Origin of the sequence: Curtobacterium sp. BNK-1 (genome assembly GCF_048685235.1) — a bacterium.
In the GTDB taxonomy this organism is placed as follows: domain Bacteria; phylum Pseudomonadota; class Gammaproteobacteria; order Enterobacterales; family Enterobacteriaceae; genus Pantoea; species Pantoea agglomerans.
Genome location: NZ_JBLQTJ010000001.1, coordinates 413,203 through 429,009, shown reverse-complemented (window position 1 = coordinate 429,009; position 15,807 = coordinate 413,203). Strand labels below are relative to the sequence as shown.

The window sequence follows — 15,807 nt, the reverse complement described above, 5'->3', positions numbered from 1 at the left end:
CCTGTCATTTATCTCAGCGCCTAACGGCAACGCTGACTGACCAGGATTAACACTGGCGCAACGCCGGGCAGTAAGTTAGTCTCTGACCCGATTGTCGGCATGATGCCAGTTTTCATGGAATTCTCGATACCGCGTATGAAAAAACATATACCTACCCTGCTGGCCACACTGATCGGCGCAGCCATTAGCCAGCAAGCCTTTGCCGACGATTTGATGTCGCAGTGTATGTTAGGCGTGCCGAGTTATAACCGCCCGCTGGTGAATGGCGATACGAATCAGATGCCCGTCACCATTCACTCCGACGCCGCCAAAGGGAACTATCCCAACGATGCGGTATTCACCGGTAATGTGAATATTGAGCAGGGCAACAGCCGTATGCAGGCGGATGAAGTCCAGCTTCATCAGCGTCAGCAGGAAGGCCAGACCGCGCCCGTACGTACCGTCGATGCGCTGGGTAATGTGCACTACGATGACAATCAGGTCATCCTGAAAGGTCCGAAAGCCTGGTCAAACCTCAACAGCAAAGATACCAACGTCTGGAATGGTCAGTACCAGATGGTAGATCGTCAGGGACGCGGCGTCGCAGATCAGATGAAGCTGCGCGGCGATAACCGCTACACCATTCTGGAAAACGGTACCTTTACCTCCTGTCTGCCCGGCTCCAACAGCTGGAGCGTGGTGGGTTCAGAGGTGATCCAGGATCGCGAAGAGGAAGTGGCGGAGATCTGGAACGCCCGCTTTAAGATCGGATCCGTTCCGGTGTTCTACAGCCCCTATCTGCAGTTACCGATTGGCGATCGTCGCCGCTCCGGTTTCCTGATCCCGAATGCAAAATATGGCAGCAACAATGGCTTTGAGTTCACGCTGCCCTATTACTGGAACATCGCGCCGCAGGCCGATGCGACCATCACGCCGCACTACATGAGTAAGCGCGGCATGCAGTTTGAAAACGAATTCCGTTATCTGACCACGCTGGGTGCGGGTCTGGTTGAATTCGACTACCTCGGCTCGGACAAACAGTACGATAACGACAAAGCGGTGCGTGGCATCGCCGAAAATGACAGCTCCGATCGCTGGCTGTTCTACTGGCGTCATGCCGGTGTCTATGACCAGAACTGGCGTTTCAACGCGGACTACACCAAGGTCAGCGATAAGTACTACTTCAACGATCTCGACTCGAAGTACTACAGCTCGACCGACAACTACGCCACGCAGAAATTCAGCATCGGCTATGCGGACACCAACTGGGATGCCACGCTCTCCACCAAAGATTTCCAGGTGTTCGGCGATACCACCAGCAATAACGTCTACCGCGCCATGCCGCAGCTGGACGTCAATCTCTATCAGAACGATATCGGCCCGTTTGATGGCCGGGTTTATGCCCAGGCGGTGAAGTTCACCAATGTCAGCAGCCGCTATCCCGAAGCGACCCGTTTACATGTTGAGCCAACGCTGAACCTGCCGCTGTCAAACGGCTGGGCCAGCCTGGATACCGAAGCGAAGTTCCTGGCGACCCACTATCAGCAGACTGACGTTGATTTCTATAACAACGCAGCCAATGGTCTCAGGGGTGATAAGAGCGGCGAACTGGATGAGTCAGTCAACCGCACCCTGCCGCAATTTAAAGTTGATGGTCGTCTGGTGTTTGACCGCGATATGAACTCGGCGGTGGGTTATACCCAGACGCTGGAACCGCGCGTGCAGTATCTTTATATCCCGTATCGTAATCAGAGCAATATCTATCCGTACGACTCAACGCTGCTGCAAACCGACTACACCGGTCTGTTCCGCGATCGTACTTATAGCGGCCTGGATCGCATCGCTTCCGCCAATGAAGTGGCTACCGGCGTCACCTCGCGTATTTATGATAACGATCTGGTTGAACGTTTTAACGTTTCTGTAGGTCAAATCTACTCGTTTACCCCTTCTCGTACTGGTGTGAATCAAACCAGTAAAGAAGATGATACCGGCAGCCTGATCTGGGCTGGCGATACATACTGGAAAATCAGCGATCGCTGGGGCGTCCGTGGTGGGCTGCAATATGACACCAAACTCGACAACGTCTCCCAGGGCAATACCGTACTGGAATACCGTCGTGATGCCGACCGCATGGTGCAGCTGAGCTACCGTTACAGCAGCCCGGAGTATGTTGCGACCGCGCTGAACGATAGCAGCCTGGTCACGAATCCTATCTACAAAAATGGGATTTCACAGGTAGGTACTACGGCCAGTTGGCCGATTGCCGACGCATGGTCTGTGGTAGGCGCTTACTACTACGATACCCGCAACACGCGTCCGGCTTCACAACTGGTTGGCCTGCAATACAGCTCATGCTGTTACGCTATCCGGGTCGGTTACGAACGCAAAATTAACGGTTGGGAAAACAACGACAGTAAGTACGACAACCAAATCTCATTCAACATTGAGCTGCGTGGTCTGAGTCCGAACTATGGCTTAGGCACCAACGATATGCTGCGTCAGGGCATTATCCCTTACCAGCCTGCTTTCTGATGTTGTGATGTTTGACAGGCAATCCCGCAGTGCGGAACCAACAATGGATAAAGTATGAAGAACTGGAGAATGCTGATTCTTGGTGTGGCAATCAGTGCCAACACCGCGTTCGCAGCACCACAAGTCGTTGATAAAGTTGCAGCCGTGGTCAATAACGGCGTGGTTCTTGAGAGTGACGTGGATGGCATGATGAGCACCGTTAAATCTCAGGCCCAGCAGGCTGGTCAGCAGTTGCCGGATGATAAAACGTTGCGCCATCAGATTCTGGAACGTCAGATCATGGACAACATCATCCTGCAGATGGGTGATAAAGCGGGAATTCAGATCAGCGACGAGCAGCTGGACCAGGCTATTCAGAACATCGCTGCGCAGAACAAGATGAGCCTTGATCAGCTGCGTAGCCGTCTGGCTTATGACGGCATGAACTACAGCGTGTATCGTTCTCAGATCCGCAAAGAGATGACTATCGCCGAAGTGCGCAACAACGAAGTGCGTCGTCGTGTCACGATTCTGCCGCAGGAAGTGGATACGCTTGCTACCCAGATCGGCTCTCAGAACAGCCAGGGTACTGAACTGAACGTCAGTCATATTCTGCTGCCGCTGCCGGAAAACCCGACGCAACAGCAGGTTGATGAGCAGGAAACGCTGGCGAAACAGCTGGTTGGCGAACTGAAAAATGGCGCTGACTTTGGCAAGATGGCCGTGACCTACTCTGCCGACTCCCAGGCGCTGAAAGGCGGCAACATGGGCTGGGGTAAAATCGAAGAGTTACCGACCCTGTTTGCTCAGGCACTCTCAAGCGCCAAAAAAGGCGATATCGTCGGGCCGGTGCGCTCTGGTGTGGGCTTCCACATCCTGAAAGTGAACGACCTGCGTGGCGAGAGCAAAAATGTCTCGGTCACCGAAGTCCATTCGCGTCACATTCTGCTGAAGCCATCGCCGATCCTGACAGACGATCAGGCACGCGCACAGCTGGAGCAGATTGCTAACGATATCCGCAGTGGCAAAACCACCTTTGCGGCGGCGGCTAAACAGTACTCTGACGATCCGGGTTCGGCGAACCAGGGCGGCGACCTCGGCTGGACCTCTCCGGAAGTCTTTGACCCGGCGTTCCGTGACGCGCTGCTGCGCCTGCAGAAAGGCCAGACCAGCCAGCCGGTTCACTCCTCTTTCGGCTGGCATCTGATTCAGTTGCTGGATACCCGTCAGGTGGATAAAACCGATGCGGCCCAGAAAGAGCGTGCTTACCGTATGCTGTTTAACCGTAAGTTCGCGGAAGAAGCGCAGACCTGGATGCAGGAACAACGTGCCAGTGCCTACGTGAAGATTCTGGATGGCAATGCGCAGTAATGCCCGTGTGGTGATCACGACCGGCGAACCTGCCGGGATTGGTCCCGATCTTACCGTTCAGCTGGCCCAGCAGTCGTGGCCGGTTGAACTGGTGGTCTGCGCCTCGCCTGCCCTGTTGCAGCAGCGTGCGGCGCAACTCGGTCTGCCGCTGACCCTGCGGCCCTACCAGCCTGATGTGGCAGCCGAGCAACAGCAGGCGGGTACACTGACTATCCTGCCAATTGAAACGGCAGCGCCGGTCACACCCGGCGAGCTTTGTGTTGCCAACAGCGACTATGTGCTGGCCACGCTGACGCGCGCCTGCGACGGTTGTCTCGACGGTGAATTCGCTGCTCTGATTACCGGCCCGGTGCATAAAGGCGTGATTAACGATGCCGGCATCGCCTTTACCGGCCATACCGAATTCTTCGCCGATCGTGCAGGCGGCCATCGGGTGGTCATGATGCTGGCGACAGAAGAGCTACGAGTCGCACTGGCCACCACCCATCTGCCGCTGAAAGATGTGCCCGCTGCGGTAACCCGTGAATGTCTGCATGAAGTGATTACGATTCTGCATCGTGATCTGCAGCAGAAGTTTGCGATTGCCGAGCCGCATATTTACGTCTGTGGTCTTAACCCTCATGCCGGCGAAAGCGGTCACATGGGTCGGGAAGAGATCGAGACCATCACGCCGGCACTCAATGAACTGCGTAAGCAGGGCATTAATCTGACCGGCCCGCTGCCTGCGGATACCCTTTTCCAGCCCAAATATCTGCAATACGCCGATGCGGTGCTGGCGATGTATCACGACCAGGGCCTGCCGGTACTCAAATTTCAGGGGTTTGGCCGGGCGGTAAATATCACCCTGGGCCTGCCCTTTATCCGGACTTCAGTTGACCACGGCACCGCGCTTGAACTCGCTGGCCTGGGTCAGGCTGAACCGGGCAGCTTCATCACGGCGCTTAACCTCGCCATCACTATGATCAAGAGCAGTAATGAATAATCGCGTCCATCAGGGGCACTACGCCCGTAAACGTTTCGGGCAGAACTTCCTGAACGATCAGTACATTATCGACAGCATTGTCTCCGCCATCCATCCTCAGCGTGACGAAGCGCTGGTGGAGATCGGCCCAGGCCTGGGTGCCTTAACCGAGCCGGTAGGCGAACGCCTCGATAAATTAACGGTGATAGAGCTGGACCGAGATCTCGCTGCGCGTCTGGAAACGCATCCGTTCCTTGGCCCGAAACTGACTATCTTCCAGCAGGATGCCATGACCTTCGACTTCGCCGCACTGGCGCAGGAGAGAGGCCAGCCGCTGCGGGTATTTGGTAACCTGCCGTACAATATTTCGACCCCGCTGATGTTCCACCTTTTCAGCTATACTGGTTCGATCAAAGATATGCACTTCATGCTGCAGAAAGAGGTGGTTAATCGTCTGGTTGCCGGTCCGGGTAACAAAACCTACGGTCGTCTGACGGTGATGGCGCAGTACTACTGCCAGATCATTCCGGTGCTGGAAGTGCCTCCGCACTCTTTCACGCCACCACCGAAAGTGGACTCTGCCGTGGTGCGTCTGGTGCCGTATGCCGAGCCGCCGTATCCGGTCAGCGATGTGCGTATCCTGAGCCGTATTACCACTGAAGCGTTCGGCCAGCGTCGTAAAACGCTGCGCAACAGCCTGAGCCACATGGTGGCCGCGGGTGCGCTGGAAGAGTTATCCATAGATCCAACCCTGCGTGCCGAGAACGTCTCGGTGGCGCAATATTGTCAGCTGGCGAACTGGCTGGCGAATCATCAGGGAAAATCGCAGGAGTAAGTCATGAGTGAAACGGCCCGCGTCTCCGTCCATGTGCAAAGCCAGTACGTCGCCTCACAATCCTCACCGGATGATGATCGCTACGTCTTCGCCTATACCATTACGATACGCAATCTGGGCCGTTCCTCAGTGCAACTGCTGGGACGCTACTGGTTGATTACCAACGGTAACGGCCGCGAAACGGAAGTTCAGGGTGAAGGCGTGGTCGGTGAACAGCCGCTTATCGCGCCAGGCAATGAATTTCAGTACACCAGCGGTGCCGTGATCGAAACACCGATGGGCACCATGCAGGGGCACTATGTGATGGTCGACGAACAGGGCGACACCTTTCACGTAGAGATCCCGGTGTTCCGCCTCGCCATTCAGACCCACATTCATTGATTCACACGCTTTTTGCCCGTTAAGTCGGGCACCTTCCTGATGGATAAAACGTTATGAGCACATACCTGATTGGCGACGTTCACGGTTGCTACGATGAATTACGTGCATTGCTGCAACAGGTCGACTTCAATCCTGAGCAGGATACCCTTTGGCTGACCGGCGACTTAGTGGCGCGCGGTCCTGGCTCACTGGAAGTATTACGCTACGTAAAATCGCTGGGCGACGCGGTGCGTCTGGTGCTGGGCAATCACGATTTGCATCTGCTGGCGGTCTACGCCGGCATCAGCCGTAACAAGCCTAAAGATCGCCTGACCCCGTTGCTGGAAGCGGATGATGCGGATGAGCTGATCAACTGGCTGCGTCGTCAGCCGCTGTTACAGGTTGATGAAGAGAAAAAGCTAGTGATGGGACACGCCGGTATCACGCCGCAATGGGATATTGAGACCGCGAAAAAGTGCGCGCGTGAAGTCGAAGCGGTTCTCGCCAGCGACAGTTATCCGCTGTTCCTGGATGCCATGTATGGCGACATGCCGAACAACTGGAGTGAAGATCTGACCGGCCTGGCGCGTCTGCGCTTCAGCACCAACGCCCTCACCCGCATGCGCTACTGCTTCCCTAACGGCCAGCTGGACATGATCTGCAAAGATGCCCCGGAATCGGCGCTTCCGCCGCTGAAACCCTGGTTTAACATTGAGGGGCCGGTCGCACGTGACTACACCATCGTCTTTGGTCACTGGGCCTCGCTGGAAGGCAAAGGCACGCCAGAGGGCATTATCGGGCTGGATACCGGCTGCTGCTGGGGCGGAACGCTGACCCTGTTGCACTGGGAGACACAACGCTATGTGGTGCAGCCCTCTAATCGCGAAAAAGCACTGGCCTCCAGCGACAGTCTGGCACCGCCCACGCTATAACGGCGATGCTGGCCATCAGGCCAGCATCCTGTTTTATGCGCCGATAATGCCGCCATCTTCACGGGTGATCATAATCACCGACGACCGCGGACGCGGACTGTTGTCTGGGAAGTGCGAGTCACCCTCTTCGCCGGGATGCTGCACATTCACGAACAGCGTTTTGTAATCGGGCGTGAAGGTAATACCGGTCAGCTCGCACGATTTTGGACCGACCATAAACCGGCGGATTTCGCCACTATCAGGATCACCCACCAGCATCTGATTATTCCCCTGCCCCTGATAATCCTCTTTGTTGCTGTACTTGCCATCGGTCAGGATCCATAACCGCCCCTGCGCATCAAACCCCAGCCCATCCGGACTGTTAAAGGTATTCTCCGCGGTGATGTTCGGTGTGCCACGATAGATCCCCTCAGGATGTGCTATCGGGTTGCCACACAGCGCATAGATATCCCACTCAAACGTCTGCGCGGTAGCATCGCCCTTCTCATCCCAGCGAATAATCTGACCGTAGATATTTTTTGGCCGCGGATTCGCTGCATTGACCGGCATGCCTTCATTTCCGCGCTTGTTGTTGTTGGTCAGGGTGCAGTAGGCACGGCCGTCATGCGGGTTAACCGCAATCCACTCCGGCCGGTCCATTCGCGTTGCGTTGACCACATCTGCTGCCGCACGCGCATTGATCAAAACATCGGCCTGGCTATTGAATCCCTTTTCAGCGGTGAGTCCATTTTCGCCCCACTTCAGCGCCAGCCAGCGCCCGGTGCCTTTAAGCGGCGTGCCCTGCGCATCGCCGTTGAACTGCGCCACATAGAGCGTGCCCTTATCAAGCAATCCGTGATTGGCTTTAGCATCATCCGGAGTGACCTTGTCATCTGAGACAAATTTATAGATATATTCGCCGCGCTCATCGTCGCCCATATAAACCACCAGCTGGCCGGTTTTCGCGACCGTCACGGCGGCATTCTCGTGCTTGAAGCGGCCCAGCGCGGTCCGCTTTACCGGCACGGAGTGAGGATCGAAAGGATCGATTTCGACAATCCAGCCGTGGCGGTTAAATTCGTTGGGATTCTTAGCGATATCGAAGCGGGGATCAAAATCGGCCCAGTTGCGCTCCGGCTCAGCGGCATTCAGGGTATAGCGCTTCTGCTGTGGGGTCGGCGTAAAGTCCGCCTGATGGGTGCCAAAGTAGGTGTCGTAGTTCTCTTCACAGGTGAGATAGGTGCCCCACGGCGTTTTGCCGTTGGCGCAGTTACCAAAGGTGCCCAGGACATTCATTCCCTGCGGATCGGCGGCAGTCTGCAGCGCTTTATCCCCCGCTGCCGGACCGGAGAAGCGCATCGGGGTATTGGCGGTAATGCGGCGGTTATAGTCAGAAGGACGTACCACCTGCCAGCGATTGTCCTCACCCCGTTTGATTTCAACGATGGAGATACCATGCGCCGCCTGCGACTTTTTGACATCTTCCAGGCTGGTCGCTTTACTGCCGCCGTGGGCGAACAGCGTCGGCTCATTCACATATTCATTGTTAATCGCCATCACGCCGCGTTGGTCATTAATCGCGAAGAAGCTCATACCGTCGTTGTTGTCACCGAACTGCTTTTCCTGATCTTCGGCGCTGTTGTTGCCCTGCGGATCAAACGCGGCTGCGCCATTCACCAGTGGATCACCCCAGGAGATCAACACGTCGGCGCGATAGCCAGGGGCTACCACAATCTCATCGGCCGTGGACGCGGCAATCGCCTGAAAGCCCAGCAGTGGGCTGCCCGCAGGCTTCTCCTGCGCCAGTGCACTGCCCGAGAGCGTCAGGCCGCCGCTGAGAAAGCCGGTCAGGCCGATAGCACCGGAACCGGCAAGGAATTTACGACGCAGTGGATCGGGCAGGCGGTCAGTGCTTAATGCGGAGAGTTCGATTTTCATTAGTGATTGCTTCCTTTGTGTCGATCCCAGAAAAGAAGCAATGCTAATGAATAAAGATGACAGCCAGGTTACAGCCCGGCAGGGGGGGATTAGCGACGACGGTCAAGGATCTCAAAGCAGTAGCTGTGGGAATTTTGCTCGTCAGCGTCGTGGAATTCGCTGAACGTTGACTGCCACTCATCCGGCTCGTAATCCGGAAACTGCGTATCACCTTCGACTTCCGCATCAATGTGCGTCAGATAGAGACGATCGGCACGCTTCAGCATCTGCTCATAGACGCGGCCACCGCCAATCACCATGATCTCTTCAGCGTCACCGGCTGCCTGTAACGCCTCATCCAGCGAAGTGACCCAGGTAACGCCTTCGGTGGTGCCCGGCTGGCTGCTGACCACGATATTCAGTCGGCCAGGTAACGGACGGCCAATAGATTCAAAGGTCAGTCGGCCCATAATCACCGGTTTCTTCAGCGTATGGCGCTTGAACCAAGCCAGATCTGCAGGCAGGTCCCACGGCATGGCGTTCTCCATTCCAATAATGCGATCTGCTGCTAATGCCGCGATAAGACTAATCATGTTAACCACTCACTGAAAAAAATTGGCGCCATGATACGTAAAGGTGAAACTTTCGTCGATAGGGGGAAAGGTCTAATTGCGTAAAGCTTTTCATGACGTCGTTTTTCACGGCCTGTGCAGCGTTTTTCACCGCCTAATCGCGTCAGTTTGCCGCAGCTCGCCAGCGATCGGCCTCAGGCTGGCACAAAAGTCGTGCGCAAAAGAAAACGGCTCCCGGAGGAGCCGTCAGGGTTATCAGAAGTCGTAGCGCAGACGCACCAGATTCATATCACCCAGGTTATCGGTGCTGGAGGTAAACACATGTTCGTAATCGACACGGAAACCGTAGTCGAGGAACAGCACCACACCCAGACCGTTGTCGATGCGCTGATAATTACGGCCTGTCGCATACTCAATGCGATCGCCCATGACATACGGCTGTACCGCTTTCAGACCATACTGCCCCACCGGAATCTTGTAACCGGCGAAATATTCAATGCCCCACGCGTCGCCGGCAAAGTAGTCATGCACATCTTTGCGTTTGGTGGTCATGAAGTTCTCATACCAGCCACCGCCGGCTGACAACGTCCAGTTACCTGGAGTCCAGCTCAGCGCGGTGCCGTAAATGTTCTGATCGTAATCGCGGCTGTCGCCGTTGTTCGGGTTACGCATCGCCGCGCGGGTGTAGTTCCACGCAGTGCCCCAGCTCAGATCGTCCGTGATGTGGTAGTCCACACCCAGCGAGCCGCCGCCTTTGCGCTTATAGCGCAGGCCGTTGCCTGGCAGATACTCGTTATCTTCGAACAGATAAGAGGCGTAAAGATCCGCATCGCCGAAGCTGTTTTTATACTTCAGCTGTTTGCGTGAGCGGTAAGATCCGTCGTAGTCGCCATTGATCCCGTTACCCGGAGCCTGGCCGACCATGTCGTAATCCCAGATATCGGTCTTGGCGCCCACGGTATCGTAATAGACGCTGTTCTGCTGACCAAAGGTAAGCTGACCCCAGGTTTTGCTTTTCAGACCGGTGTAGAGCTGACGACGCGTGGTGTTATTGGCACCGTCCGCATAGTGACGATCCCAGCTGAAGACCGCCGGGACGTTAACACCCAGCTCGTAGTAGCTGATCCAGCTGACGTCATCAAACAGGTAGTAGTCAGCGCCGAAACGGAAACGGGTGCCGCCATCAAAACCGTCGCGCTTGTAGGATTTATCATCCACGCCGGTCTGATGATTGAACTGAGCACGAATGCTGCCGCCAAAAGTAAAGTTAAGACGGCTAAGCGGATCGCCTGCCTGCGGATCCTGTTTTAACAGGGTAATTTCCGCCTGGCTGGCGAAAGGAAGAATTGCCATCAGTGCAGCCACTGCACTCAGAGAAAAAGTACGCATTTTCATTTTTTATTTATGTCCTGATACGCTCCAGTGATGAGCGGCAGGCATAGTACTGACGAAAAATCCGCACAGGAAGTGTTTATATTATAAATTTGTGCGAACCGGCCTTATTCGCACCTATAGCTAAAAAATTAAGCCAAATCAGTCACTTTAACGCAAACTCTTTGCTTTTTCTGGACCCTTTTTTCGGATTATCGCCAATAAGATGGTCAAAAAAACGGCTCCCGCAGGAGCCGTTCAGACAGCTGACAAATTCAATTCAGGGTTTTTTTCCACAATGCATAGGCTCAACGCGCAGGGAACACGGGCAGAAGAGGAAAGCGTCCCGCGCCATGGACAAAAACGTCAGGAGCGTTTTTGAACAACGCAAAGCGTTGGCCCGGCTACGGGCGCACCTCAGGGATGAGGTGCGTAATCGCGCGGGCCGAGCGGCCAGGGATTGGCTTAAGCGACTTTCCGATCTGACCGTGTTCCCTTCGCAGGCTCGATCTCACAGCTGACCGGGCCAGATTTTGGTCAAAAAAAACGGCTCCCGCAGGAGCCGTTTTTCACATTACATCGCCTTACATCGCCTTGATCTGGGCATGCATCTCCTGAACGGAGATAACCTGTTCCGTCGGGTCAGCATTCAGCGCCATCGCGGTGGCGAAGCCGCCGTTCAGCGTGGTGTCGTAGTGCACTTTATACTGCAGAGCACTGCGGCGAATCAGTTTCGAATCTTCAATCGCCTGACGACCCGCCGTGGTATTAACGATGTAGCTATACTCGCCGTTCTTCAGACGGTCCTGAATGTGCGGACGCCCTTCGTGCACCTTGTTCACCAGGCGCGGATTGATGCCCGCTTCGCCCAGCACAACCGCCGTGCCGTGAGTCGCATCCAGTTCGAAACCAAACTTCTGCAGCTTAGCGGCCAGGTCGACAATACGTTTCTTGTCGCCTTCACGCACCGACAGCAGCGCACGGCCCGACTTCTTCATGTTGCTCTGTGCGCCCAGCATCGCTTTAGAAAACGCCTCAGCGAAGGTGCGGCCCACGCCCATGACTTCACCGGTAGAGCGCATTTCTGGCCCCAGAATCGGGTCAACGCCCTGGAACTTGTTAAACGGCAGCACCACTTCTTTGACAGAGTAGTAAGGCGGAATCACCTCTTCAGTGACGCCCTGCTCTGCCAGCGTTTTGCCTGCCATCACGCGCGCGGCAACTTTCGCCAGCGGGACACCGGTCGCTTTAGAGACGAACGGCACGGTACGCGCCGCGCGAGGATTAACTTCGATCAGGTAGACTTCGTTGTCTTTCACCGCGAACTGGACGTTCATCAGGCCACGAACGTTCAGCTCAAACGCCAGCTTCTCAACCTGCTGGCGCATCACATTCTGAATCTCCTGACTCAGGGTGTAGGCCGGCAGTGAACAGGCGGAGTCACCGGAGTGAACGCCAGCCTGCTCGATGTGTTCCATGATGCCGCCAATCAACACCCGCTCACCGTCGCAAATCGCATCAACATCCACTTCGACCGCATCATCCAGGAAGCGATCCAGCAGCACCGGTGCATCGTTGGAAACCGAGACCGCCGTCTGGAAGTAGCGCTTGAGGTCGATCTCGTCGTAGACGATCTCCATGGCACGGCCACCCAGCACATAAGAAGGACGCACCACCAGCGGATAACCCAGGCCCGCGGCTTTCTCAACCGCCTGCTCCAGTGTGGCCACCGTGGCGTTGGCGGGTTGCTTCAGGTTCAGTCGATCAACCGCCTGCTGGAAACGTTCACGGTCTTCAGCACGGTCGATGGAATCCGGGCTGGTGCCGATAACCGGTACGCCTGCGGCTTCCAGGGCACGCGCCAGTTTCAGCGGAGTCTGACCGCCATACTGCACAATCACACCTTTTGGCTGCTCAATGCGCACAATCTCCAGCACATCTTCCAGCGTGACCGGCTCGAAGTAGAGGCGATCAGAGGTGTCGTAATCGGTCGAGACTGTTTCCGGGTTACAGTTGACCATAATGGTCTGATAACCATCTTCACGCAGCGCGAGGGCGGCGTGAACGCAGCAATAGTCGAATTCGATACCCTGACCGATACGGTTTGGCCCACCGCCCAGAATCATGATTTTTTCGCGATCCGGACTTGGATTGGCTTCGCACTCCTCCTCATAGGTGGAGTACATGTAGGCGGTGTCTGTCGCGAACTCTGCGGCGCAGGTATCCACGCGCTTGTAAACCGGGTGCAGGTTAAACTGCTGACGCAGCTTGCGGATTTCGCTCTCTGCCACGCCCGCCAGTGTTGCCAGCCGTGCATCAGCAAAGCCTTTACGCTTCAGGGCGCGCAGGAACGTCTCATCCAGGCTATTAACCCCTTCACGGGCAACCTGCTCTTCCAGCCGCACCAGTTCTTCGATCTGCACCAGGAACCAGCGGTCAATATTGGTCAGGTTAAACACGCCATCCACTGACATGCCGGCACGGAAAGCGTCTGCGATGTACCAGATGCGGTCTGAACCGGCATCTTTCAGCTCACGGCGGATGCGGGTTAATGCTTCCGGGTCGTCGAGGTGGACTTTCGGGTCGAAGCCGTTAGCGCCTACTTCCAGGCCGCGCAGCGCTTTCTGCATGGATTCCTGGAAAGTACGACCAATTGCCATCACTTCCCCGACCGACTTCATCTGCGTGGTCAGGCGATCGTTGGCACCGGCAAATTTTTCGAAGTTGAAACGCGGGATCTTGGTGACAACGTAGTCGATGGAAGGCTCGAACGAGGCTGGCGTTAAACCGCCGGTGATATCATTCATCAGCTCGTCGAGGGTATAGCCGACCGCCAGTTTGGCCGCCACTTTAGCAATCGGGAAACCGGTCGCTTTGGAGGCCAGCGCCGAGGAGCGTGACACGCGCGGGTTCATCTCAATGACAATCAGTCGGCCATCTTTCGGGTTAACCGAGAACTGCACGTTGGAGCCACCGGTTTCAACACCGATCTCACGCAGTACCGCCAGCGAGGCGTTACGCATGATCTGATACTCTTTGTCGGTCAGCGTCTGGGCAGGTGCCACCGTGATGGAGTCACCGGTGTGGATCCCCATCGCATCGAAGTTTTCAATTGAGCAGACGATGATGCAGTTGTCGTTTTTATCGCGCACCACTTCCATCTCATACTCTTTCCAGCCAATCAGCGACTCATCAATCAGCAGCTCATTGGTCGGTGAAAGGTCGAGACCGCGTTCGCAAATCTCTTCAAACTCTTCGCGGTTGTAGGCGATGCCGCCACCGGTTCCGCCCATAGTAAATGAGGGACGGATAATGCAGGGGAAACCGACATCTTCAGCCACGGCCAGCGCTTCTTCCATGGTGTGCGCAATGCCGGAGCGCGCGGTATCCAGACCGATGCTTTTCATCGCCACGTCGAAACGACGACGATCTTCTGCTTTGTCGATCGCATCAGCCGTTGCGCCGATCATGGTGACGCCAAACTCTTCCAGCACGCCATGACGTTCCAGCTCCAGCGCACAGTTCAGCGCTGTCTGACCGCCCATGGTCGGCAGTACCGCGTCCGGGCGCTCTTTTTCGATGATTTTGCGCACCACTTCCCAGTGAATCGGCTCAATGTAAGTCGCATCAGCCATTTCCGGGTCGGTCATGATCGTCGCCGGGTTGGAGTTCACCAGAATGACGCGGTAACCCTCTTCACGCAGCGCTTTACACGCCTGCGCACCGGAATAGTCAAATTCGCAGGCCTGGCCGATCACAATCGGACCGGCACCAAGAATCAGGATGGATTTTAGGTCTGTACGTTTTGGCATGAATTAGCTCCTGATTACTTCGCTTGCAGACGGAATGCGTCAATCAATTCAATAAAGTGGTCAAACAGCGGCGCAGCATCGCCTGGGCCCGGGCTCGCTTCCGGGTGTCCCTGGAAGCTGAATGCGGGCTTGTCAGTGCGGTGAATGCCCTGCACGGTTTTATCGAACAACGAAATGTGAGTTACACGCAGGTTAGCGGGAAGATTGTTCTCATCAACCGCAAAACCGTGGTTCTGCGCGGTGATCATCACGCGATTGTTATCGAGATCTTTCACCGGATGGTTGCCACCGTGGTGACCCAGTTTCATCTTCACGGTCTTAGCCCCGCTGGCCAGCGCCAGCAGCTGATGACCCAGACAGATTCCGAACACCGGGATCTCTGTTTTCAGGAAGGCCTGAATCGCACTGATGGCGTAGTCGCACGGCTCCGGGTCGCCAGGACCGTTAGAGAGGAAGATGCCATCCGGATTAAGCTTCAATACTTCTTCGGCAGGCGTCTGTGCCGGAACGACGGTCAGACGACAGCCGCGATCGACCAGCATCCGCAGAATGTTGCGCTTGGCACCGTAATCGTAAGCCACCACATGGTAAGGCAGTGATTCAGCGTCGGCCTGCTCTGGCAGCCCTCCCTCCAGCGTCCAGCTGCCCTGCTGCCAGCTGTAGGTCTCAGTGGTGCAGACCTCTTTCGCCAAATCCATCCCTTTCAGTCCCGGAAACGCCTGAGCTTTTTGCAGCGCCAGCGCGGCATCCGGATTATCGCCCGCAATGATGCAGCCGTTTTGTGCACCTTTCTCACGCAGCAAGCGCGTCAGCTTGCGGGTATCGATATCGGCAATCGCCACGATGTTGTTGCGCTGCAGGTAGGCGGATAAGCCCTCTTCACTACGGAAGTTGCTGGCAATCAGCGGCAGGTCACGGATAACCAGGCCCTGCGCATGAATCTGGCTGGATTCTTCGTCGGCGGCATTGGTTCCGACATTACCGATATGGGGATAAGTGAGAGTAACGATTTGGCGGGAATAGGAAGGATCAGTGAGGATTTCTTGATAACCGGTCATTGAGGTATTGAAAACGACTTCTCCCACTGCCGACCCTGTTGCCCCGATGGCCCGACCGTGGAATTGGGTTCCGTCTTCCAGAACCAAGAGCGCTGACTTAATCAAAACATCCTCCAGGGAATAAACAGTCACAATATCTGCATATTAAT

At 55.7% G+C, this 15,807-nt stretch carries 11 protein-coding genes; 6 read left to right on the top strand and 5 right to left on the bottom strand.

Annotation, left to right across the window (positions count from 1 at the left end; genetic code table 11):
* Nucleotides 1–135 precede the first annotated feature (135 nt).
* The 6 genes from lptD to apaH are packed head-to-tail and all read left to right on the top strand — an operon-like array spanning nucleotide 136 to nucleotide 6,949.
* On the top strand, nucleotides 136–2,511 hold the full coding sequence (gene lptD, locus ACMGGP_RS01895) for an LPS assembly protein LptD (protein WP_010671814.1): 2,376 nt from the start codon (nucleotides 136–138) through the stop codon (nucleotides 2,509–2,511).
* A gap of 54 nt (nucleotides 2,512–2,565) precedes the next feature.
* Entirely contained in the window at nucleotides 2,566–3,861 is a 1,296-nt protein-coding gene (gene surA / locus ACMGGP_RS01890) for a peptidylprolyl isomerase SurA (protein ID WP_010253800.1), read from the top strand.
* Complete coding sequence (gene pdxA, locus ACMGGP_RS01885; protein ID WP_498798091.1) at nucleotides 3,851–4,843, top strand: 4-hydroxythreonine-4-phosphate dehydrogenase PdxA; 993 nt, start codon at nucleotides 3,851–3,853, stop codon at nucleotides 4,841–4,843. Before surA ends, pdxA begins: the two co-directional genes overlap by 11 nt.
* Entirely contained in the window at nucleotides 4,836–5,657 is an 822-nt protein-coding gene (rsmA, locus tag ACMGGP_RS01880) for a 16S rRNA (adenine(1518)-N(6)/adenine(1519)-N(6))-dimethyltransferase RsmA (protein WP_003854805.1), read from the top strand. Before pdxA ends, rsmA begins: the two co-directional genes overlap by 8 nt.
* 3 nt (nucleotides 5,658–5,660) lie before the next feature.
* On the top strand, nucleotides 5,661–6,038 hold the full coding sequence (gene apaG / locus ACMGGP_RS01875) for a Co2+/Mg2+ efflux facilitator ApaG/CorD (RefSeq protein ID WP_003854807.1): 378 nt from the start codon (nucleotides 5,661–5,663) through the stop codon (nucleotides 6,036–6,038).
* Between the two features lie 53 nt (nucleotides 6,039–6,091).
* The gene (gene apaH / locus ACMGGP_RS01870) at nucleotides 6,092–6,949 is read left to right on the top strand and encodes a bis(5'-nucleosyl)-tetraphosphatase (symmetrical) ApaH (protein ID WP_010253765.1); all 858 of its coding nucleotides are present in this window, start codon (nucleotides 6,092–6,094) and stop codon (nucleotides 6,947–6,949) included.
* Nucleotides 6,950–6,982: 33 nt separating this feature from the next.
* Here apaH and ACMGGP_RS01865 read toward each other — a convergent pair whose 3' ends face one another.
* The 5 genes from ACMGGP_RS01865 to carA form a co-directional block, all read right to left on the bottom strand.
* Complete coding sequence (locus tag ACMGGP_RS01865) at nucleotides 6,983–8,866, bottom strand: PhoX family protein (RefSeq protein ID WP_498798090.1); 1,884 nt, start codon at nucleotides 8,864–8,866, stop codon at nucleotides 6,983–6,985.
* An 89-nt stretch (nucleotides 8,867–8,955) separates the two neighbouring features.
* Complete coding sequence (gene folA, locus ACMGGP_RS01860; protein ID WP_010253752.1) at nucleotides 8,956–9,438, bottom strand: type 3 dihydrofolate reductase; 483 nt, start codon at nucleotides 9,436–9,438, stop codon at nucleotides 8,956–8,958.
* Between the two features lie 234 nt (nucleotides 9,439–9,672).
* On the bottom strand, nucleotides 9,673–10,812 hold the full coding sequence (locus ACMGGP_RS01855) for a porin (protein WP_033767894.1): 1,140 nt from the start codon (nucleotides 10,810–10,812) through the stop codon (nucleotides 9,673–9,675).
* A gap of 560 nt (nucleotides 10,813–11,372) precedes the next feature.
* A complete protein-coding gene (gene carB / locus ACMGGP_RS01850; protein ID WP_010253739.1) occupies nucleotides 11,373–14,600 on the bottom strand; it encodes a carbamoyl-phosphate synthase large subunit in 3,228 nt (1,075 codons plus the stop codon).
* Nucleotides 14,601–14,614: 14 nt separating this feature from the next.
* Nucleotides 14,615–15,790 carry a glutamine-hydrolyzing carbamoyl-phosphate synthase small subunit gene (carA, locus tag ACMGGP_RS01845; RefSeq protein ID WP_498798089.1) on the bottom strand — a complete coding sequence of 392 codons (1,176 nt, stop codon included), beginning with the start codon at nucleotides 15,788–15,790 and terminating at the stop codon, nucleotides 14,615–14,617.
* Nucleotides 15,791–15,807: the final 17 nt, after the last annotated feature.